Here is a 19435-nt window from a genome sequence, read left to right as displayed (position 1 = left end):
TATTGGCTCCTTTACGAGGATTGTCGCGGCGATCACGGCCATGTAATCCTCACTGGTTGGTTTCAGTAATGGTCTTTCGAGGGCTTCATGGTTTTACTTTAGGTTTCTCAGCCTAGCGTTAATGCTGTGCTTGGTATTGGGTGTTTATTGGCTTCATTAAATGGTATTTCACTTATAACGAGTTTGTACTTAACCATTAATTGGATCTTTAACGACTCATACTGCTGACTCTTGGGTGTGTTCCCGTCATACACTATGAATACTTCTCGGGGTTTTAATACAAGCCCACAGCCTGTGTTGGGATCTCTCTTCAGGGTCTTCTCGATATTCTCTATCGCATTGGTTAGGTTCTTGCCCTTAATCTCGACTAGGTATATATTATCGCTTGTTGGTGCCTTTGTGTAGTCCGTGCATAGTGCGTCTACGCCCTTGCCACATACTAAGTCGTATTTAATGCATGCGATGTTTCCATTAATGGTTATTACCTTGCTCATTACTGAGCACCTCCTCAATAATTTCCCTTAGGTATTCTTCCCGGACCGGCGTTATTGTTTCTAGGGCCTCCACCTCGCCATTCTTCCCAATGGGTACTTCAACGACATTGCCATTCCTAATCTCGTAGATCCTTAGATCCTTTAGCCTCCCCTGCCTATTTAATTCATGGGCTATGCCCATCACCATCCACTCGCTGTGCGTTGTTACGAACATGTTCTTATCCCTTATACTGGCTAGGTACCTCACCATCCTTATTTCGGCGTCTGCGTGTAGGTTTATTTCCGGCTCTTCAATAATCATCGTCCTCACGATGGGGTTCCTCGCCACAGCCTCTATTGCGAATGCTTGGTATATCCCGGTCGAGACCAGCGATGGCGGTATGTTACCTCCACCAGATCTAATCGTTATTGCGCTTGGTTGGTATGTTATTGTCAACCCACTCAATTCCTCCCTATACTCACCGGGCGCAATCCACCTTAGGAAGTCCATTAATAATGGTAATGGTTTGCTTATGGTCACTGGTTCTGGAGTTAGGATTAGCCTCATAATGCCTGGGTGCAGGGCTAAGATGGCGATCCTCTCAGTGGCTAGGAAGGCGGCTGGGGACCATGTATCGCCAAATGCCCGGCTCAGTACGTAAGACCCTATTATGTGCGCCGCGCAGTCGGTGTTGCTACCCATGACTGAGACCCTGTACTGGCCATCCTCAACAACTCCACTTGAGATGCATTGTGTGTAGTTGCTCTTTGCGTATTCTATGATTACGCTCAACTTCCTATCACCATTCACGTCAAACCCCACGGCATTACCCCGCCTATCAATAATGACGCTTAACACCAACGAGTCAGTAATTACCTCTATCCTACCCTCATCCTCACCGATCTTAACCAGCCCATGTGGCTCCGCATTGAATAATCTCCTTATCTCATTGGTTAATAATTGCTTGAATAATTCACGGTTTTCTTCTATCAATTCCTTAACACTTATTGAGGTCTCCTGCACCCCCGCTCTAATGGTGCCTAGGTTAATTCTCCAGGGCATTGACGGTGCTGATTGGAAGAGGGTTAGGTAGTGAATTGTTGATATTATGGTTTTCCCCGAGGCGTTACCACCGACTATGATAACCCAGGGCGTTATCTCAATATCGGCCTTACTAATTGGACCAATATTCCTAATAGTGAGTCTCCTCATACACCGCCAATTATTGATGGCTTTCTAAAGGGTTTAATCAAACCTTTCCACCACGTCTATGGTGCTTAAAATCCCACGTCAATTCGCAATCAATAGGCGCCGTAACCATGGCCATTAACCTACTGCTAGGTGCCTCTAACGCCCTCTTCACGGCTTCTCTGTGTAATGGACTCTGCCAAGCCACATAGCGTCCAATACCAAGTTCCAAGTCCCTCTCTGGCGGTGGCTCATCAACCCATAGGTATGGCTTCCTACTGGGTATGTCTAGGGCTAGGTTTAATTCGATTAGCCTGTTGAGTAGCGGTATCCCTTTTCCACTCATCAATATGTCTGGGTCGTCTAGGGCCCTCATTATGAGCTCCCTCTCGCTGGGGTTGAGTGAGGTTATGAACGCCATAAGCCTCTTCCCCTCAATAAGCCTATCAATGACCTTATCAACATCCCAATTCGCCCTGTAAAGCTCCTCTAGAATTCCTGGGTTTCCACCCGTTAATTTCCAGGCCTCGTCAAGGCTAGGCTTACTGCCTGGCACTTGCTCGTATAATTGCTTGAATCCCTCCTTACCCAGGTTCCACATGGCCAGCGTGTTAGCCCACCTATGCTTACCAACCTCGAACCTCGAGGATCCTTCACTGGTTGCAGCAATCGTAATTATCCTCTCGTAATGCTCAGGTGGATACTCTATCAAATTTAGCAGCGCCTTAACGTACATTGCCGACTCCTTAACGCCAATCACCTGGAATGCATCATCAACAATGATCGCAACCCTGCCCCTCGTCACCTTAACCAATTCATAGGCTGTATCATAGGCTATCCACGCAATCCTAGCCAATACATTCTGACTAATCGCCTCCTCAACGAGCTTTAGGAACCTATTCCTTAAACCCTCAATGCCGAACTCAGCTATGGTGAACTTATTAATTGGGTTAACGTAAATAACCTCGAAGCCAAGCTCCTTAAGCAACTCAACAGACTGAAGCAACCAGGCAGTCTTACCACAGCCCTCAGGCCCATAGATAACCTGGACTGGGTACGTGCCCTTATCAGCCCACTCCTCGACCTGCTTAATTGCGAGCTCTCTATCGGCGAACTCGACTTTAGTGTTGGCGAAGTCGAGTATAACCCTCCTCACTTCCCGGCACCCTCAAGAACAATCCTGACAGCCTCCCTATGTAGCGGTGTTTGCCAAGCCACGTACCTACAATCCCCAATTCCGGATCCTTCTCCGGCGGTGGTTCATCAATCCACAGCCTTGCATCGCGGTCCGGCATGAAGTAAAGTATTAGGTTTCTCCTGGTTAATTCATTGATTAATTCCTCGGGTACGTCAGGGCGCCATAGTGCGTCTGGGTCATCAATTATATCCTTAAGGTAGTTCCTCCATTTAGCCACGAATCCCGGCGTGACCCTCTTCTCCTCAACGAGTTTCCTCGCGACTAGGTTCGTGTCCCAGGACTCCCTGTATAGCCTAGCTAGTAATGATGGGTTTCCACCCGTTAATCTAAAGGCCTCCTCAAACGATGGCTTACCACCAGGTACTTGATCATACAGTTGCCTAAAGCCCTCCCTCGACATGTTCCACATTGCCAGTAAATCAGCCACCTATGGCGACCAATCTCCCACCTACTCAATCCCTCGCTCGTTGCGGCGACTGCTACCACCCTCTCATACTCAGCCGGTGGGTGCTCTATTAGGCCGAGCATACCCTTGACATACATAGCCGCCCTATCTAGCCAATCACTTGAAAAACGTCGTCCACCAACACGGCAATTCTCCCCCTGCCAACCTTAATTAATTCCCTCGCCAAGTCAATGACCGCCCATACCGCCTTAATCCATGCATTGTCTGTAGCCTCACGGAGAATATCAATGAGCCTCCTCCTCAAGTCCTCGACGCCGACTTCAGCTAGGAATTCCCTCTCAACGGGGTTTATGTAAATGACGTCGAAGCCCAACTCCTTGAGGAGCTCGGCTGATTGCCTAAGCCATGCAGTTTTCCCACATCCCTCAGGGCCGTAAACCACCTGAACAGGATACGTCCCCCTCTCGGCCCAATCCTCAACACGCCTAAGCGCAGAATCCCTATCGACGAACTCTATTTCCTTATCCGCGAAGTTTAGTTTGATCCTTCTCACGGTCTAACACTCTCTAACGCCATCTTCACGGCTTCTCTGTGTAATGGACTCTGCCAAGCCACATAGCGTCCAATACCAAGTTCCAAGTCCCTCTCTGGCGGTGGTTGGTCAATCCAAAGGCCCTGCCTCCTCTCGAGTAAGAAGTATACTATGAGGTTTCTCTCAACGAGCTCATTAATCAATTCCTCGGGCGCATTGAACCATAGGTAATCAGGGTCATTAATGGCTTCCTTAAGGTGGTCGCGCCACCTCCTAATGAAGGCGTGCGAGAGCCCTTTCTCCTTAATGAGGCTGTTAATGGCTTCATCCGTGTTCCAATCCCTCTCATAAAGCCTCTCTAGCGTTCTTGGGTTTCCACCCGTTAGCCTCCAAGCATGGTCGAAGTCGGGCTTGTTACCGGGTATTTGCTCGTATAATTGCTCAAACCCCTCCCTACCCATGTTCCACATTGGTGCTGTGTCGGACCATGAATGCCTACCAATCTCGTGTAAGCTCATCCCCTCGCTCGTGGCCGCTATGGTGACTATCCTCTCATACCTCTCGGGCGGGTACTCGATTAGGTTCAACAAAGCCTTAACGTACATTGCCGACTCCTTAACGCCGATTACCTGGAATACGTCATCAGCCAGTATGGCCACCCTACCCCTCGTCGCCCTGATTAATTCCTTGGCCATGTCGAAGGCTAGCCATGTTAGCCTACCCAGGGCGTTTTGGCTAATGGCTCCCCTAACAAGCTTGGTGAACTCCTCCCTTAAGCTTGTAATACCGATTTCCGCAATAGCCACTTTATTTAGTGGATTCACGTAAATAACCTCGAAGCCGTAATCCTTAAGGAGCTCCACCGATTGAAGTAGCCACGCCGTCTTACCACAACCCTCAGGGCCATAAACCACCTTTGGAAGACCAGTACCCCTCCTCGCCCATTCCTCGGTGAGCCTCAATGCCGATTCCCTATCCACGAACTCCACCTGTAAGTTTGCGAAACCCAACCTAATCCTCTTCATCCCTATTCCCTAGCCGGTTAATGGCGACCTAAAACCACCATTGGCATTATTAACTTTGCATCTCCAGTGCATGCCTAGTCCTATATTCAGGTGGTGTGTTTAGCCACTGTATGCCAATGGCTATTAATTCGACTGCCCTAACCACCCTGCCCAAAGCCCTGGCAATCCTAGAACCAATTATGAACGCCATAAACCTAACACTCCTCATAAGCACCAGCGTTAGGACCTCTATTACTGCCTCCCTGAGCATTTCCAAGGCCCTGGGCGACCTAAACCTAAGCCCCCGCCTTAGGTATTGGATGGACGCCTCAAGGAGGCCCCTGCGCAGTGGGTTAACCCTCCACCAAACACCGAGCCTAATGGCTCTCCTCCTCACGGAAATAATCAATTGCAGGCTAACTACCTTAATACTCCTCTCGAGAAACTCCATCACCAGGCAGGGGCCTCCTCGGGCGGAATAAGCATTACACCATGTATTATATGGCATCGCTTTTAAACATTGCCCTTAGAAATGGATTGACCGCGCCACCTGGCCTCTAGGTATGCCGGTATCGCCATGAGCCCACGGCCAGGGCAAACCAATATATTGGGTGTGGCATTATCGTAATGGTCATCGTCATACTGACCTCACCGTAATTAATACTCATAAGCCCACTGCCCATGAGTATCAATGGGTAGTTGGTCGGTATGTGTTGGATCGCTATAACGTAATTCGCCACGTAATAAATAACCAGTGGGTAGGCGAGGTACGACAACGATGCTGTTAATAGGGCGTGGCTCCTCACCATAATTCCCCTGAGAATTAAATATGTGTTCCTACCCAGGACTATGATTAAATAGGCCCTATACGCCTCAAGTATCGCCGATACTAAGTATGATATTCCCAGGGTCGTGCCAGTAGCCTTGCCGTGAATTGGAACGGCGATGAATCAATAATGAGCAAGCCGCCGAAGCTGTATGTCCACCAATAAAGTGGTATAGCAACAACTACCAGGCTGAGTATGGTCTGGGCCAGGGCTATCGGGTACCTCATAACCTCACCCTTAGCCTAATCACCGTGTTACCAACCTCAGCAGTTACATTGACGTAACCACTCAACCCATGAATGTTGATAATCCTAATCCTGAGAACACCTACGCCGTGGGGCGCCAAAAACACTGGGGTTGTTAGGTGTAAGTACTCATTGGTTACGTTCATAATCACCATGGATACATTAAGCGGGTTCCTAATTGGGACCTCCATGATCACGGGCTCAATACCCAATGAGGTGACCATGAATACCTCGGTCAGGTTAACACCCATTAACGTTAGGTCCAGGGTTATCGTCTCATTAACAATGCTGGTCACGTTAGTTATCAATAGTCTCACCAATGCCCTGCCTTCAGGCAGTATCGCGACACTATTTAGTAGGTGGAGGTTGGGCCCCGTTATATTATTTATGAATAACGTGTAATTGAGTGGGTTCTCGACGGCCACGCTTAACACGGCATTCCTCGGCCTAATACCCACCGCACCCCCCAGGGTTGCCGTTACCGTGATGTTCACGCCGTGTATGCCCAGGGTCATCACAATGTCCTCATTACCCAACTCAATACTCCTGTAGAGACCGTAGTAATTACTCACGTTTACCGTGATTACGGAGATACCTAGCGGTATAGGCTTCGGTGCCGCAAGTTCTATATACGGCCCCTGCATGCTGTACATCATCACCTCAGTGCCTAGGTTGTTCGTCACGTTAACCTCCACGGAACCACCAACGCTTATTGGCGTAATGTTTATGCCCCTACCAATCAGGAACTCGCCACTCACTAATGCATTGCCTAACCTCATGGTCGCATTAATGACCTCCCTATTGCCCGACCACAACTCATAGAAGCCGGTATAGTTAGATACGTAGAACTCCGCAGACGCTACACCGCCAGGCCTCACATCAACCGGTTTCACCAGCCTTATATACTCGCCAGTTATGTTGTAAATAACGACCTCAAACGGGTAATTATTCCTAACCCCAATACTCATGATGCCACTACCCACGCTGGGTATTGGTATTGAGACATTGCCCTGTGAACCCAGGGTATACATCACGGTAGTGCTTACTCCACAGGCCGTTAAGTCCATGGTCAGCACCTCATTACCCTCCATGTAGGATTGATAGAGGGCTGTTGGGTTTGTCACAGTTAGTACGACGTAGCCGATACCCATCGGTGGTATCACTACCCGCGAACTCAATACCACGTAATTCCCAGTCACGTTGCTTATAACTAACGTGCAGTTGCCGTAATTAATGAGCCTAAGCGTTACGGAGTCTTTGTTGTAGGACTGAACGTTGATGCCCAATGGAATGCTCACGACCGCCCGTTGCGCGGGTACCATGAATACCAGCCCACCGGCTGTACCTATGGGTGGATTAGGTATGCCTATGCTTAATGCATTGCTTAGGCTACCCATTACCTTTAAGGCCCTGGTAAGGTCCCCACCGTTGATGCCTATGTTGGGTATAACAACGCTGCTTCCCAATTCCTCAAGAGCCTTATGTACTATCTCATATGGTTGGTTTACGTAGTCGCCCATGTGCGCTGGTACGTCATTGATAACTACGTAGGTTAGTACGATTATTATTGCCGCTAGCGCCGCGACTACCCTGACCAAATCCATTAATACTTTTCTTAAAGCCCTGTATTTAATTCTTTCAGTTACTAATAAATCACAGAGTAACCGCTTCATCTCCGTGGTGATCATTAGCACTGCCTCTGAACTTCATGATTATTACTAGGGCGAGGAGTGTTATTAATGCCAAGGCTAGGTACGTCATGTAGCTTCTTCCGTACTCCACCACTACCGAGGTCGGTGAATTTATGATCAATAACACGCTACCCCGCAGTGGGTACTCATGATTGTTCACGTATATTGACGTGGCAATCATTAGGGTCAGGTTAGGCAGTACTTGGTACTTAGGGATTGACAGCTTAATGATTGTGCTTGGGTACGCCCAGGCCGTGTAGTTCATGGCTCTGGTCCCGTTGATGATTATGGGCAGGGGACTCGTTATAATGACTAAGTACTGAGGCGAGTACGTTATTTTAATGAGCATTGGCCCCCTCACGGTTACCGTGCCGTTAACCGGAGACCAAAGTACGAACCTAGTCCCATTACCGGGGTAATAGTACTTAGGAACTAAGATGCTTATCCTCGAACCATTGGCGAACCAACCAACGTAGTCGCTCGCCATAGCGCCATTCACCTCAATGGGTATGGGGCTCACGACAGTTATTAGATACTGCGTCTCCCAACCCACCGTGATGTTCATGGGAGTGCAAATCCTGAAGGCGCCAGTTCCATTAATGGGTACGTACCTCACCCCACCGCTTTCGTAATAAATGCTTGCATTTACGACCAAGTAATCGCACTCATTAATCCAACCAACGTAATTAGTGGTTAGGGACCCATTGACCATGACCGGGTAATTACTGGCTATGGAGACCAGGTATTGCCTAACCCAATCAATGGTTAGGTTCATGGGCCTCTCAATAATTATGGAGACCTCACTACCATTAATGGGCACAAGCCTAGTTCCATTACCGAGGTAGTTTGGTTCCGCCCTTATTATGAGCACGGAGCCGTTGATAAGCCAATTAGTGTAGTTATTAGTCCTTGTTCCATTAATCGTCACCCAACCAAGGCTCCTTACGGAGACTAGGTAATACGCTGAGTAGTTGGGTTTCACCACTATTACCTGGGGCCTACCAGACGGACTAATCACGACGCTGGTCGTGTTTAGGAACTCGCCGCCTCCATCGCTGATTACTGTAATTCCCACGAGCCTCATTACCGTGCCAGGTGCCGAACTTAGTACGTGTGGGTAGGTAATATTCACTGGACTAACTATGTACCTACTAACCAAGGATCCATTCGGCACCTCCCACTCAACATACGTCATTGGCACGCTCGACGCATTAGCAATGCCTACCCGCCATAGTTGGGCTCGCCAGTCACCACGCAGGGTAGTCCATTGCACGTTGTTGTGCTTAGGTATGTCGATGTTAGGTTCGTGTTTAGGGCGAAGTTGTACGTATTCACCACGGGCATGAAGGACTCACCGTCCCAATAGAGTAACGCCACCTCGGCACTGAGTGGTTGTTCATTGCCCAACCCATTACTGATGATTAGTTCCGAGTCGTAGGAATAACCACTGGGTGTGGCTAAGTATGGGTTCATCATTATCACGGCCTTGGTGGCGGGGCCCAGGCTTCCGTATAGACCCAGTTAATCACTGGTTCGCCTAATTGGGTGCCGTTCTCCAGGACCGCGTAACCAACCCAGGCCTCGGCAATCCCGCCCGTCGCATTTGTCATAATTGCCAGGTACATGGCGCATGGAGCTTCACACGCCCCAGAGTCAATGACCTGGCACTAACCACCTGGGGTCTCTGCCCCGTGACGTTGATTACACGGGTTAATAACAGGGCATTACCACCCTCAATACTGAGTACACCCTCAACCCAGTACTCCGCACTTCCGTAGTAGCCACCACCCACCACTAGGGAACCCACCGCAATACTGATTGGGGTGTCGTTGGTACTCCGTTAGGTTTACGTAGGCCAACAACTCATTAGTGGTTATGGGCCTAAGGCCGTTATACCAACCCTGGCCAATCAACCACCCTAATCACGGCATTAACCCCCACACCACATGGCGTTGGGTATAGGACCACCGAGTACTGACCTGGCGGTAATGGGACCACGTAAGCTTCACCGTCAACCACGTACTGAGCGTAAACGGCAAAGGCCCCGCCACCGGAGACCCAATCGCTGTACTGGGTTGGGGTGAATACGTATAGGCTATAATTATTACTTAACACGTGGATCACTAAGTACTGGCCTGGAAGTATCGTCACGTTCCACAAACCCCAACAGGCTCCATTAATTGGGGGCTTAACGACCACCAACTGCGCATGCGCCGTGATAGGCATTAACGTGACTGCGATTAGGATAAGCATCACCACTACATACCTCATCCGTGACATGGTAATACGGTATTCCTTATAGGGCCTTTAGTTAGAATCAGGGGTATTACTGGTAATCGTTATATTTATCCCAGGTTAGTTAATGCCTTGTTCATGGGTGAATCGCCGGTCGGTGGCGTGGTATTTGGATACCTATACACGGCGACCACCTACGTGTTCGCCCTAGTCTACGTGATATTACTGACGAGGCTCATACCGCTGGCCCAATATGGCTACTACAACACTTTAATGGCCATGATGGGCATGATAGGCCTATTCTTCCCAACACTCGGTATTGATGCCGCGATAGCTAGGGAAGGCGCCATGATGCATTCAAGGGGCTTAAGCATTGATGATCACTACGCAGCCTATTGGCCATTTCCCTAACCGTGTCAACACTCTACTCCGCAGCCCTAATAATCGCAATACCACTCTACCTAGTTAGTAAGATACCCAGTGAGTACGTGGGCCTCGTCTTTATCTACGCCATCTACGTAATCACGGCCGGCATCAACGGCGCATTATCGGCCTACCTATGGATGACGGGTAGGCTTGCCTCCCAGGGGATAGGCGGTATAGTGGGTAACATGACCTTTAGAAGCGTCGAGATAGCCCTACTGATACTCCTCAAGAGCGTCTACGCCATATTGATAGGCATGGCAACGGGCCAATTAGCCGCACTAATCTACTACCTAGCCATAGTGAGGCACCTGGTTAGCCCGAGTAGGGGCATTGCACTTATTAGGAGGGGCTTCAGGAACTACCTAAGCCTTGGGATTCAGAATTGGTTACTTGGTTACCTGGGCTCTATCGGTGGCTACGTGATTACGTACATCGTTTACTCGTTCATGGGTACGACATATGTCGCCCTATACGGCCTGGCAGGCTACATCCTGGGAGCCATCACTGCGCTGGGCGGCGCAGTGACAAACGTGTTCGGGAGTAGGGTGGCCCACGCACTGGGGTCTGGCGCCGTGAATGGGCATCGCCTAATCCATGACTATGCCGTGGCCGCAATATCCGTGAGCGGAATACTGGCGGTTGGGGCCATATTGGCTGCGCCTTATTGCCGTTGTTGGGCATCGTACATGGCAACTACGCCGAGGCAATACCCTATGGCGTTGCGCTGTTTGGTACGGCAATACTCGGGTCTGTAAACTCGATATACTCAACGTATTATTGGGTTTCGGGTAGGGGTTGGCTCGCCCTTGAGGTTTCGTCCGTAGGCATCGCGTGAATGTTGCCTCGGCATTAGCATTACTAATAATTAATAAGGGCTTGGGTCTCTACTCCGTCGTAATTGCGTCGTACCTGGGTTCATTAATACCTATGGTGATTTACCTACTCATGAATAGGGAGTCCTCGATTTACGATATCGTAATTAATGCAATTACGTACCTATTCCTCACCATTGCGGGATCCCTGTCCTACCTATTAATCATTAATTCCTGGCCCCTTTATCAACTGGGTATTTTCCTAGTTTCGTTAATTGTGACCTACCTCCTGAAGCCAATACCGAGATCCGTGATTGATCAATTACCTGATTTCGCAAGGCCTATGCTCATGCCCTTCACCCAGGTTGGTGAGTAAAACTTTATTTTGCTACCTGGTTTATAGCGTTAAATGATTGATCGTAGTGTGATTAACATGGTTAGGAATTTCCTCATGAAGTACGTGAGAGGCATTAACCTGCCCATCCTAACCCACGTAAGGGCCCTAGCCCTTAGGTCCGGCTCCTGGTGGAGGGTCAACCCACTCAGGAGGGCGTTAATTAACGCCGCGATAGCGTATTTAAGGGCTGGCTTCATCATTAGATCAACGACCCTAACCAGTATGCTCATAGACGTCATTATTGACGTATTGGTCGATATCACGATTAGGAAATTATCCTTTGTGGCGTACGTCGTAGGAATTAAGCTTGGCAGGTTTAGGGATCCGGTGATTGCCGGGTTGCAGTGGCTAAATAGGCCTATGCAGTATAGGTGGTTGCTCGGGTGAATTATCGGCCGCTACTGCTATTAGTAGTATTAATCGTGGTGCTGGGGATTGCCACGCATGCCCAGCAATTAGGCGCATTAGCGGCGTACCAATATATTGTCGAATTAAGCAGGTTGGGCGTCAACACCACGCCACTGGTTAATGAATTAAATAACGCAATAAGCCTCGAGGATTCAGGGCAGGTGAGCAACGCATCCATAATACTGAGCAACCTGGTCTCGAAGGCCCAATCACTAATACCAAGTGCCAGGTTTTGGTACATGGTAGGTATTGTTTTTAAGGTCATTACTATAGCCGTGGTAGTAGCCTTAATAGCCGTTCTTTACGTTAAGAGGCGTGAGTTGATAGGCTCGGTATGGCTGAGGGTCAGGGGCAGTAATAGGGTTAGGGGTGGCGGTCCTGGCAGGTCTAGGACTTCATCTTCAATGAGGAGGTGGCTGCGGTGGCCCTATCCCTCGTAATCATCCTGGTCGTGTTCCTAACGGCGCAATCCATGGTCAGCGGCTATACCCAGTCCTTCTCCGCGATCGGGCTTCTCGGGCCCACGGGAAAGCTCGGTAATTACCCAAGCACGGTTATCACGGGACAGCCAATAAACCTGTACATATACGTGTATAACCACATGGGCGTCCCCACGTGGTTCGTGGTTAAGGTATTCGTAACAAACAACACCGTGGTTCAACCACCGCTCAACCAAACGCCTGTGATGATTTTTCAGAGGGTCCTCATGAATAATGAGTCCTGGGTTGAACCACTAACGCTTAGTATTAACTCGACGGGTACCTATAGGATCATTGGCGAGTTGTGGATGTACGACCCAAACAACCTCACCCTCGTCTACACCGGTAATTACGTACAGCTGTGGGTCAACGTTACCCAGGTGATGCCCAGTGGATAGCCAGGCATTAGGAATGCCGTTAGGAATGCCCTAAGCACCAATCAATGCGCCAGCGTTAGTGAGTTGGTTAATGAGGTTGCCAATAGGCTTGGTGTCCCGAGGAGTGTCGTTGCCTATGAGGTTATGATGATGTGGAAGAGGGGCGAGCTTGAGCTCGAGGGAGTCCCCCGTAATCCCGTGGCATACACCTTCAGTATCGAGGGCCTTTGGTACTGGGTCTCCCTATCCCTCATTGCTACGTCAATACTCGTGGTAACCCTAATAAGCAGTGGGCCACTGATCTACCTTAGGTACGGCCTCGGCGCATTGATGCTCCTATTCATGCCCGGCTACGCACTTGTTGAGGCCCTATACCCAAGGGGTGACGAGTTGAGCCCACTGGAGAGGCTCGCCCTATCCATCGGCCTCAGCCTGGCCATTGTGCCATTAATTGGCCTGGTCCTTAACTACACGCCGTGGGGCATCAGATTCATACCCATTGTGGTCTCCACAAATGCCGTTACCATAGCCCTACTCACGATTGCCCTGGTTAGGAAGGCTAGGATTTTCGAGGCAGGTGAGGAGAGGTGCCAGGGATGAACAGCGACCTAGGGATCTCACTCATAATATTTGGGGCCGGCCTATCAGCCATTGGCTACCTAATCCTGAATTCAACCCCAGTCCTAGTGCTTGGGATAGCCGTGATAATAATGGGCCTATTGGCGGCGTGGAGCGAGGGATCCCTGGAGAGGACTCAGTTGGAGCTTGCCAGGTCTGGTTGGCTAAACATTGATGCGTTACTTGAGAGTATAGGCACGGCGAGTAGGGCCATTTACCTACCCAGTTCAGCCACCGAGCTAGGACGCCCATGGCCCTGGTACCGCTTGTAAGGCCTGAACCACCAAGCATTAGGTTGCCGAGAGGCTTCGCCATTAGGTATGGTAAGGAGGGTGAGACCGGCTACTGCTCTATACGCCAGGTTCAATGGCAGTGAGTAGGTGCCTGGGCGTTGGTGCGATAAGTGGCGATGCGGCCACCAGCCTAACCAACTGCTTAGTTAACCACCTAACCGTGGCTCGCGGGGTGACAACGACATTTGATGAAGGCGGCATTACGGTCGTGGTTAGGGACCCAAGGGTTGGTGAGTTGTATGGTAATGAGTTGGTTAGGGCCGTCCTAGCTCACCAACGGCCTCCCTAGTCGCTGCAGTGACTGCTGAATCCCTTAATTCGCCGGTCATGATTGAGTCTGAGGAGGTTAGGGGTAGGGATGTGGTTGTTAGGCTTAGGGTGGTTGGACGTGGTCCTTAAGCGGTTATTGGCGACGCAGTTAATACTATATGCGGCAGTCATAGCGTTCCTGGCCTACCTAGGTGTTAATGACTTCGCCATCTACATATCGCTGGTAACGCTTATTTACCTAGTGACGGTGATAACGGCCCACCCACTACCACCTGGCACACGTAGGGTGGCCAACGCAATTACGGTAGTGCTGGTGGCCGTATTCCTATACTTCGCGGTAATGAGGATACTCCAAATACTTGGCGTGACATTGATATGAGGGTGGTGTACCTAGCCTAGCTGCCCTGGGAGTTATAATGGCCATGATATACATTGGTCACGTCATTACCTGGCCATCACTATTAATACCAAACCCACTCAATGAGAAGCTCTCAGTCAATACCCAGGGAGTCCTCCAACTCTACATAACCGCACTGGAGTTAAACGCCCTCGGTAATTATGCAGGGGCTCAAAACATTACGAGGATCCTTGGTATCACTGCCGCGGTCAAGGCCTCACCATTAATAAGCCAGCTACATGTGCATGAATCTAAACTCACGAATTACCTGGCCCAATTGAGGAGCATTTATTATGAAACCATCAACTCACTATCAGTGGGTAACTACAGTGGTGCGAGATCCCTGGCCCTTGAGGGCTTGCTAATTGATGGTGAAGCCAATGGTGAATTGAACGCAATACTGAACATACTCAATAGTGCAGCGCCTGGTAACGTGGGCAGGTAATCAACGCCGCACAATCAATTAGGCAGTACCTACTTAATCTCAATGAAACGTTCCTAAACGTATTAGCGGGCAATTACGTAAGAACTAGGTTAACGCTAGAGGCCTTGCCGAGCACGGTAGTCGTTGGAGGTCAGGTACTGGTGTACGGTACATTGACCATGATTAATGGAACACCAATACCCAACGCCACGGTAAGCATATACATTGGCGGCGTCTACATGGGCGGGGCATTGACTAACATTCACGGCAATTACTCACTGGAGTTCCCAATGCCCCAGATATACCTAAGCAGGGTTAACGTGACCGCGATCTACAACCCGCCACCGGGCAGTGATTACCTGCCCTCGGAAGCAACGACCCCGATAAACGTGGTATTCAACACGACCTCGCTCACCATTAACTACACTAGGGAGGTCATGTGGGGCGAACCAATAAGTATTAGTGGTTACGTAAGTGGACCGCCCAGCAGGTCCGTAATCATCAGCGTTGACGGACTCAATATAACCACGTACACGCGCAATAATGCCTTCTCAGCATTAATAAACACGGAAAACATGACCCCGGGCAATTACTCAATAATGGTCTACGCACCACCAGTGGGGCCCTACTCGCCGGCTTACGCTGAGGGGCTCGTTGAGTTGAATTCCGTGGTTGTTAACGTGACCATAAACACAAGCCCGCTGGTAATAGCCGGTTTACCAATAATAGTGAGTGGGGTTGTGTCTCCCTGGGTTGGTAACATGTCCCTATCACTATCACTGGGCGGCGAGACTATTCTCCTTAACCTGAGTAGTCCGAACTTCACGGTATCAATGCGTACATCACCACTTCTGGGAATGGGTAGGCACCAAATAATAGTATCCGTAAGTTCAAACCCGCCAATAATGGGTGTTACCTACGCCTATGGGGTCTTCGTACTGAACATACTTGAGGTTGCCGTACCAATAATCATAATAGTCGCACTACTCCTGGTGATGAGGTCCGGGGTTATCTCGATATCGAGCGAGGAGGCCGGGACCGTCGGCGCGCTACAACCGCGTTTAGGCCCAGTACGTATCGAGCTCGGACCAAATGCCGAGGTTAAGACCTTGAGGGAGGAAATCGCCAAGTCGGTGTTAAGTGGTAAGATTAGTATTAAGAACGTTAGGGATATAATCGATGCCCTGGCTAACGCGGTATACGCAGTTAGTACGAAGACTGGGGTTAAGCTCAGGAGTACTGATACGCTTAGGGAGTACCTCAGGGCTGTGCGTGATAAGTTAGGTGATGAGGAGTATGCGGTGCTTGAGGAGCTTATTAGGCTTGGTGAATATGCCCTATACTCACCGCACGTACCAAGCGATGATGAGGTGAGGAGGGCGTGGGAGCTCGCAAAAAGACTCATGCAATGAAATGGACATTACTCTCCCGGCCTTATTACTATTAATAATTATACTGATTGCGTTGGGACCATCGCTCACGCCATTTGACGCCTACAACACCTACTGGGACGGCTACTCAACGGCATCATCAATATGCCTAAAACCCACCTACACATTACCCAACAACCTAACTGGCATATCCTCAATATTCATAATACCAGAGACAAACCTCAGTAGGCCCCTCGTGAACTCATTACTTAACTACGTAGTTAATGGCGGTAGGCTAGTCGTAATAATGGGCAATAGAACACTAAGCAATCAACTACTCAGTGAGTTGGGCGTTGGTAGTAGGTTCATGGGCGGCGTCATTGAGGACCCCGTGCTAAACATAATCAATGAGAAATTCCCACTGGCCTTCATAGTGAGTAATCCTGTGGTGGCTACGAATGCCACGGTGATAGCCCTAGACGATGCGGCAGCCATAAGGATTAATGACCCCAATGCCGTTGTTATTGCAGTAACCAGCGAATTCAGTGTTTTAGGTAATTCCACGGGGCCATTCCCAGTAGTTGTGGCTGTCCCCATTGGTAGGGGCTATGTAGTGCTTGTGTCGAGTCCAGGTATTTTCATTAATTCGATGATTAATGAGGCAGATAATGCGGAGTTCCTCGCTAGCTTATGTGGTAATGGTACCGCCCTATTCCTAGAAGGTGCATTGGCTAGTAATCCCCAGGTCATTGTTAGGGCATGGTTACTAACAGCCTATGCCTACCTATCTACGTACCCAATTAATTACCTCACCATAGTCATGCCAATCGTAATAACCATAATGGTATTATTAATAAGGAGGCAAGGCATGGCAGTGAAGGTATGAACGTTAAGTGGCTTAGTATAATTAAGCGTATTAGGGATGGCATTTCAAGGGTATTCATCGGCAATGAACCAGTAATACAAACGCTCCTAGCCACCCTACTTAGTGAGGGCCACGCACTACTACTCGGCCCAATAGGCTCTGGAAAGACCACCCTGGCCCGGGCATTAGCATCGATAATAGGAGGCACGTTTAAGAGGGTTCAGGTAACCAATGAGACTCTACCTTCAGACATACTTGGCTTCATCATATACGCACCAAGCACCGAGCCCAGGCTTGTTAAGGGCCCATCTTCGCTAATGTAGTTCTTCTGGATGAAATAAACAGAGCCCCACCAAGGACTTTGTCCGCATTGATCGAGGCAATGCAGGAGAGGCAGGTAACAATTGATGGCACGCCCCTCGAACTACCAAGGCCTCACATAGTCCTTGCCACAATGAATATTGTTGAGGTTGAGCTAGGCTATACCCAGGCACTACCAATGGCAATACTTGATAGGTTCATGTCAAGCGTTTACGTTAATTACGTTAGCGATAACGAGGAGACAATGATAGTTAGGGATATTGACAGGATAGAACGTGAACTCTCAACGCTAGGTAGCATGACAAACCTAGGTGACATTACTGGGTTAATCGATGACGTTAAGAATGTTTATATTGATGGTTCAGTCCTGAACTACCTCATGAACATAATTAGGGAGATAAGGAGGGACCCGAGGATCCAGGTAACGCTTAGCACTAGGCGCCCATAAGCCTATTCAAGCTGTCAAGAGCCTGGCATACCTCGACGGTAGGGATTATGTGCTGCCTGACGATGTTAAGCTAGCCGCATACCCAGCCCTTATGCATAGGATAATCCTTAGGCCCGAGTATAGGGGATCCGTGACGCCAATCGATGTAATCAACGACGCCTAGGTAAGGTACCCGTTCCTCACTACGTAGAGACCCCGGTAAAGTAACGATGCGGGTAGGCAGTGATCATTGGGTGCGGATACTCGCGGCATCATTACTCATAGCCTCGGCACTCCTATCCCTAGGTAATACCGCCCTATTTTCCGTGCTCGTAATCACCGCGGTAATCACATGGCTCTACTGGAGCAAGAGCCCAATACCACTATCCCTAGCCATAATTGCATTAACATCACTGGTGACGCCACCCATGGACATGGCATTAACGTCAATATCAACGGTACTAATCGATAACGCCCTTAAAACCGGTAATGAGAGGCCCTGGTGGTTTTACGCAGCGCCCCTCTCAGCATCAATATTACTCGCAATAATACTCAGGCAGTTTTACATAGCCGCCTCACTATCTATACCGCTGCTTTATATCCTGGCTATATCGCTTATTAATGTGATTAGATTTTACACAATCACGATCGAGCTAAGGCCGGGTAGGGAATTGCGTGTTGATGCCGGTTCTGAACTGGCCTACTCATTGACGGTCCTCACAAGGCCTAGAGTGAGGGCTTTGATGGAGGTTAGGGCGCCAAAGGGTCTCAGGGTTAACCCCGCCAGGCTTTACATGAATGGCGAGGCAAGCATTAAGGCAATAGCAGGTATAACCTTGGCGGTGTTAAGAGGCCGAGAATCACACTAACATTCATTGACGTGAGTGGGCTCGTAAGGGTGAGCAGGGTTGTTAGGCATCCACGTATTGTGGTGATACCGAGGACCAAGGCAGCAATTCAATTCGCCCGAGGCCTACTGGCCCAGTCGGCATTGGCATTGGGCGCTGAGGACATTCGTGAGGTGAGGGAGTACATGCCCGGCGACCCCATCAGAAGGATTCACTGGAAGAAGAGTGCTAAGTTGAATAAATTGGTCATTAAGTTGTTACAAGGACCGGGACTAACAGGGCCTATTATCCTGCTTTCCTACGCATCAAGCCCTGTGTGGGTTGATAGGGTTGGGGAGGTCCTCGTGTACCTAACCGCAGAGTTACTAACTAGGATTCCAAGCATAGAGGTTATTTCTGTGAATAGGGATGGCGAGATCACGAATTACACGCTTAATAGGGATAATTACTTTAACGTTATTGAGAATATCCTGGGCCGAATAGAGAACCTAAATATTAAGTTAATCGGCGGTGGCGATTATGCAGATTTACTAAGTGCATTAAGTACTCAATACCATTGAGGATTAAGGATATTGTTAGGGAGGGCATCATAACTATTGGGCAGGGACTGTTCATGGAACCAATATGCAGGGTCTTTAAGGAACGCTTAATATGTATCTCCGTATGAACCTTCATTCTAAATTGATAGCAATATTTTAATATTTTATAACATTCATATCCGTTTAAGTAAGCCTGCGATAGATATAGGCGGTAATTATGATGAGTCTACTAATGCTGTTTGTGGGGTTGGGCATTACGTTCATAGTGGCTCATTTTTTTAATGCCAGGCATTTATTACATAATGGCGGTACGCTGGTTAAGGTCTAGTAATGAGGTTGGTCATAAAGTTGGGTTGGGTATTGA

General features: G+C 49.1%; 29 protein-coding genes and 2 pseudogenes. 17 read left to right on the top strand and 14 right to left on the bottom strand.

The features are described 5' to 3' along the window. Positions 1 to 107: 107 nt before the first annotated feature. The 14 genes and pseudogenes from JCM16161_RS10030 to JCM16161_RS09975 form a co-directional block, all read right to left on the bottom strand. A complete protein-coding gene (locus tag JCM16161_RS10030) occupies positions 108 to 494 on the bottom strand; it encodes a hypothetical protein (protein ID WP_054855756.1) in 387 nt (128 codons plus the stop codon). Further along, positions 472 to 1686: an ATP-binding protein gene (locus tag JCM16161_RS10025; RefSeq protein ID WP_054855755.1), complete on the bottom strand. Its 1215-nt coding sequence runs from the start codon at positions 1684 to 1686 to the stop codon at positions 472 to 474. The genes JCM16161_RS10030 and JCM16161_RS10025 overlap by 23 nt, the downstream gene beginning before the upstream one ends. A 37-nt stretch (positions 1687 to 1723) precedes the next feature. Beyond that, a complete protein-coding gene (locus JCM16161_RS10020) occupies positions 1724 to 2818 on the bottom strand; it encodes an ATP-binding protein (RefSeq protein ID WP_243671334.1) in 1095 nt (364 codons plus the stop codon). After that, positions 2815 to 3819 (bottom strand): annotated as a pseudogene (locus JCM16161_RS10015) (ATP-binding protein). The gene JCM16161_RS10020 and the pseudogene JCM16161_RS10015 overlap by 4 nt, the downstream one beginning before the upstream one ends. Further along, positions 3816 to 4823 (bottom strand): ATP-binding protein, encoded by a 1008-nt coding sequence (locus JCM16161_RS10010; RefSeq protein ID WP_054855754.1) that lies wholly within the window; start codon positions 4821 to 4823, stop codon positions 3816 to 3818. Before JCM16161_RS10010 ends, JCM16161_RS10015 begins: the two are co-directional and overlap by 4 nt. Before the next feature lie 49 nt (positions 4824 to 4872). Then, entirely contained in the window at positions 4873 to 5253 is a 381-nt protein-coding gene (locus tag JCM16161_RS10005) for a hypothetical protein (RefSeq protein WP_243671333.1), read from the bottom strand. A 106-nt stretch (positions 5254 to 5359) separates the two neighbouring features. Continuing rightward, complete coding sequence (locus JCM16161_RS10000) at positions 5360 to 5611, bottom strand: hypothetical protein (RefSeq protein ID WP_054855753.1); 252 nt, start codon at positions 5609 to 5611, stop codon at positions 5360 to 5362. Positions 5612 to 5691: 80 nt separating this feature from the next. Then, complete coding sequence (locus JCM16161_RS17980) at positions 5692 to 5856, bottom strand: hypothetical protein (RefSeq protein ID WP_243671332.1); 165 nt, start codon at positions 5854 to 5856, stop codon at positions 5692 to 5694. Further along, a complete protein-coding gene (locus tag JCM16161_RS09995) occupies positions 5853 to 7478 on the bottom strand; it encodes a hypothetical protein (RefSeq protein WP_054855752.1) in 1626 nt (541 codons plus the stop codon). Before JCM16161_RS09995 ends, JCM16161_RS17980 begins: the two co-directional genes overlap by 4 nt. 49 nt (positions 7479 to 7527) lie before the next feature. Further along, positions 7528 to 8760, bottom strand: coding sequence for a hypothetical protein (locus JCM16161_RS09990; protein WP_243671331.1), 1233 nt, complete (start codon positions 8758 to 8760; stop codon positions 7528 to 7530). Between the two features lie 26 nt (positions 8761 to 8786). Next, positions 8787 to 9041, bottom strand: coding sequence for a thermopsin (locus tag JCM16161_RS09985; RefSeq protein ID WP_243671395.1), 255 nt, complete (start codon positions 9039 to 9041; stop codon positions 8787 to 8789). Positions 9042 to 9043: 2 nt separating this feature from the next. Then, positions 9044 to 9190 (bottom strand): hypothetical protein, encoded by a 147-nt coding sequence (locus JCM16161_RS17975; RefSeq protein WP_243671330.1) that lies wholly within the window; start codon positions 9188 to 9190, stop codon positions 9044 to 9046. Continuing rightward, entirely contained in the window at positions 9172 to 9372 is a 201-nt protein-coding gene (locus JCM16161_RS09980) for a hypothetical protein (RefSeq protein WP_054855749.1), read from the bottom strand. The genes JCM16161_RS17975 and JCM16161_RS09980 overlap by 19 nt, the downstream gene beginning before the upstream one ends. Before the next feature lie 83 nt (positions 9373 to 9455). Next, positions 9456 to 9836, bottom strand: a complete 381-nt coding sequence (locus JCM16161_RS09975) for a hypothetical protein (RefSeq protein WP_054855748.1) — start codon at positions 9834 to 9836, stop codon at positions 9456 to 9458. A gap of 102 nt (positions 9837 to 9938) precedes the next feature. On the opposite strand from JCM16161_RS09975, the gene JCM16161_RS17970 reads away from it, so the two are divergent. The 17 genes and pseudogenes from JCM16161_RS17970 (at position 9939) to JCM16161_RS09920 (ending at position 19092) form a co-directional block, all read left to right on the top strand. Continuing rightward, a complete protein-coding gene (locus JCM16161_RS17970; protein ID WP_243671329.1) occupies positions 9939 to 10211 on the top strand; it encodes an oligosaccharide flippase family protein in 273 nt (90 codons plus the stop codon). Then, positions 10196 to 10981: a hypothetical protein gene (locus JCM16161_RS17965; RefSeq protein WP_243671328.1), complete on the top strand. Its 786-nt coding sequence runs from the start codon at positions 10196 to 10198 to the stop codon at positions 10979 to 10981. Before JCM16161_RS17970 ends, JCM16161_RS17965 begins: the two co-directional genes overlap by 16 nt. A gap of 76 nt (positions 10982 to 11057) precedes the next feature. Next, positions 11058 to 11414, top strand: coding sequence for a hypothetical protein (locus tag JCM16161_RS17960; protein ID WP_243671327.1), 357 nt, complete (start codon positions 11058 to 11060; stop codon positions 11412 to 11414). Between the two features lie 33 nt (positions 11415 to 11447). Next, entirely contained in the window at positions 11448 to 11822 is a 375-nt protein-coding gene (locus tag JCM16161_RS09965; protein ID WP_054855747.1) for a hypothetical protein, read from the top strand. Continuing rightward, complete coding sequence (locus tag JCM16161_RS17955; protein WP_243671326.1) at positions 11819 to 12283, top strand: hypothetical protein; 465 nt, start codon at positions 11819 to 11821, stop codon at positions 12281 to 12283. Before JCM16161_RS09965 ends, JCM16161_RS17955 begins: the two co-directional genes overlap by 4 nt. Then, positions 12256 to 12720: a DUF1616 domain-containing protein gene (locus JCM16161_RS17950; RefSeq protein ID WP_243671325.1), complete on the top strand. Its 465-nt coding sequence runs from the start codon at positions 12256 to 12258 to the stop codon at positions 12718 to 12720. Before JCM16161_RS17955 ends, JCM16161_RS17950 begins: the two co-directional genes overlap by 28 nt. A gap of 63 nt (positions 12721 to 12783) precedes the next feature. After that, entirely contained in the window at positions 12784 to 13299 is a 516-nt protein-coding gene (locus JCM16161_RS09955; protein WP_243671324.1) for a DUF1616 domain-containing protein, read from the top strand. After that, a complete protein-coding gene (locus JCM16161_RS17945; RefSeq protein WP_243671323.1) occupies positions 13287 to 13589 on the top strand; it encodes a hypothetical protein in 303 nt (100 codons plus the stop codon). Before JCM16161_RS09955 ends, JCM16161_RS17945 begins: the two co-directional genes overlap by 13 nt. Before the next feature lie 100 nt (positions 13590 to 13689). Beyond that, positions 13690 to 13899 carry a hypothetical protein gene (locus JCM16161_RS17940; RefSeq protein ID WP_243671322.1) on the top strand — a complete coding sequence of 70 codons (210 nt, stop codon included), beginning with the start codon at positions 13690 to 13692 and terminating at the stop codon, positions 13897 to 13899. Between the two features lie 99 nt (positions 13900 to 13998). Continuing rightward, the gene (locus JCM16161_RS09945) at positions 13999 to 14259 is read left to right on the top strand and encodes a hypothetical protein (RefSeq protein ID WP_054855745.1); all 261 of its coding nucleotides are present in this window, start codon (positions 13999 to 14001) and stop codon (positions 14257 to 14259) included. Positions 14260 to 14296: 37 nt separating this feature from the next. Beyond that, the gene (locus tag JCM16161_RS17935; protein WP_243671321.1) at positions 14297 to 14722 is read left to right on the top strand and encodes a hypothetical protein; all 426 of its coding nucleotides are present in this window, start codon (positions 14297 to 14299) and stop codon (positions 14720 to 14722) included. Between the two features lie 104 nt (positions 14723 to 14826). Further along, a complete protein-coding gene (locus JCM16161_RS09940; protein ID WP_243671320.1) occupies positions 14827 to 16113 on the top strand; it encodes a DUF4129 domain-containing protein in 1287 nt (428 codons plus the stop codon). Position 16114: 1 nt separating this feature from the next. Next, positions 16115 to 16957, top strand: coding sequence for a DUF4350 domain-containing protein (locus tag JCM16161_RS09935; RefSeq protein ID WP_243671319.1), 843 nt, complete (start codon positions 16115 to 16117; stop codon positions 16955 to 16957). Continuing rightward, a pseudogene (locus tag JCM16161_RS09930) lies at positions 16954 to 17705 on the top strand (AAA family ATPase). The gene JCM16161_RS09935 and the pseudogene JCM16161_RS09930 overlap by 4 nt, the downstream one beginning before the upstream one ends. 49 nt (positions 17706 to 17754) lie before the next feature. Next, positions 17755 to 17868: a hypothetical protein gene (locus tag JCM16161_RS17930; RefSeq protein ID WP_243671318.1), complete on the top strand. Its 114-nt coding sequence runs from the start codon at positions 17755 to 17757 to the stop codon at positions 17866 to 17868. 70 nt (positions 17869 to 17938) lie between these two features. Beyond that, positions 17939 to 18553: a hypothetical protein gene (locus JCM16161_RS09925; protein WP_054855744.1), complete on the top strand. Its 615-nt coding sequence runs from the start codon at positions 17939 to 17941 to the stop codon at positions 18551 to 18553. A gap of 11 nt (positions 18554 to 18564) precedes the next feature. Continuing rightward, positions 18565 to 19092: a DUF58 domain-containing protein gene (locus tag JCM16161_RS09920; protein ID WP_054855743.1), complete on the top strand. Its 528-nt coding sequence runs from the start codon at positions 18565 to 18567 to the stop codon at positions 19090 to 19092. Positions 19093 to 19435 lie beyond the last annotated feature (343 nt).

The sequence above is a fragment of the Vulcanisaeta sp. JCM 16161 genome (assembly GCF_001316285.1).
The sequence above is the reverse complement of the archived record's forward strand: the minus strand, read 5'-3'. Positions and strand labels throughout refer to the sequence as shown.

Bases quoted from the DNA above. Each gene is read 5' to 3' on its own strand.
- JCM16161_RS10005 (WP_243671333.1), bottom strand. From the start codon at position 5,253: ATGGAGTTTCTCGAGAGGAGTATTAAGGTAGTTAGCCTGCAATTGATT.
- JCM16161_RS10000 (WP_054855753.1), bottom strand. From the start codon at position 5,611: ATGGTGAGGAGCCACGCCCTATTAACAGCATCGTTGTCGTACCTCGCC.
- JCM16161_RS17980 (WP_243671332.1), bottom strand. From the start codon at position 5,856: ATGAGGTACCCGATAGCCCTGGCCCAGACCATACTCAGCCTGGTAGTT.
- JCM16161_RS17975 (WP_243671330.1), bottom strand. From the start codon at position 9,190: ATGTACCTGGCAATTATGACAAATGCGACGGGCGGGATTGCCGAGGCC.
- JCM16161_RS10025 (WP_054855755.1), bottom strand. From the start codon at position 1,686: ATGAGGAGACTCACTATTAGGAATATTGGTCCAATTAGTAAGGCCGAT.
- JCM16161_RS09965 (WP_054855747.1), top strand. From the start codon at position 11,448: ATGATTGATCGTAGTGTGATTAACATGGTTAGGAATTTCCTCATGAAG.
- JCM16161_RS10030 (WP_054855756.1), bottom strand. From the start codon at position 494: ATGAGCAAGGTAATAACCATTAATGGAAACATCGCATGCATTAAATAC.
- JCM16161_RS09990 (WP_243671331.1), bottom strand. From the start codon at position 8,760: ATGACGTATGTTGAGTGGGAGGTGCCGAATGGATCCTTGGTTAGTAGG.
- JCM16161_RS09985 (WP_243671395.1), bottom strand. From the start codon at position 9,041: ATGATGAACCCATACTTAGCCACACCCAGTGGTTATTCCTACGACTCG.
- JCM16161_RS17935 (WP_243671321.1), top strand. From the start codon at position 14,297: ATGGCCATGATATACATTGGTCACGTCATTACCTGGCCATCACTATTA.
- JCM16161_RS09935 (WP_243671319.1), top strand. From the start codon at position 16,115: ATGGACATTACTCTCCCGGCCTTATTACTATTAATAATTATACTGATT.
- JCM16161_RS10010 (WP_054855754.1), bottom strand. From the start codon at position 4,823: ATGAAGAGGATTAGGTTGGGTTTCGCAAACTTACAGGTGGAGTTCGTG.
- JCM16161_RS09975 (WP_054855748.1), bottom strand. From the start codon at position 9,836: ATGAGGTATGTAGTGGTGATGCTTATCCTAATCGCAGTCACGTTAATG.
- JCM16161_RS17970 (WP_243671329.1), top strand. From the start codon at position 9,939: ATGGGTGAATCGCCGGTCGGTGGCGTGGTATTTGGATACCTATACACG.
- JCM16161_RS09995 (WP_054855752.1), bottom strand. From the start codon at position 7,478: ATGGATTTGGTCAGGGTAGTCGCGGCGCTAGCGGCAATAATAATCGTA.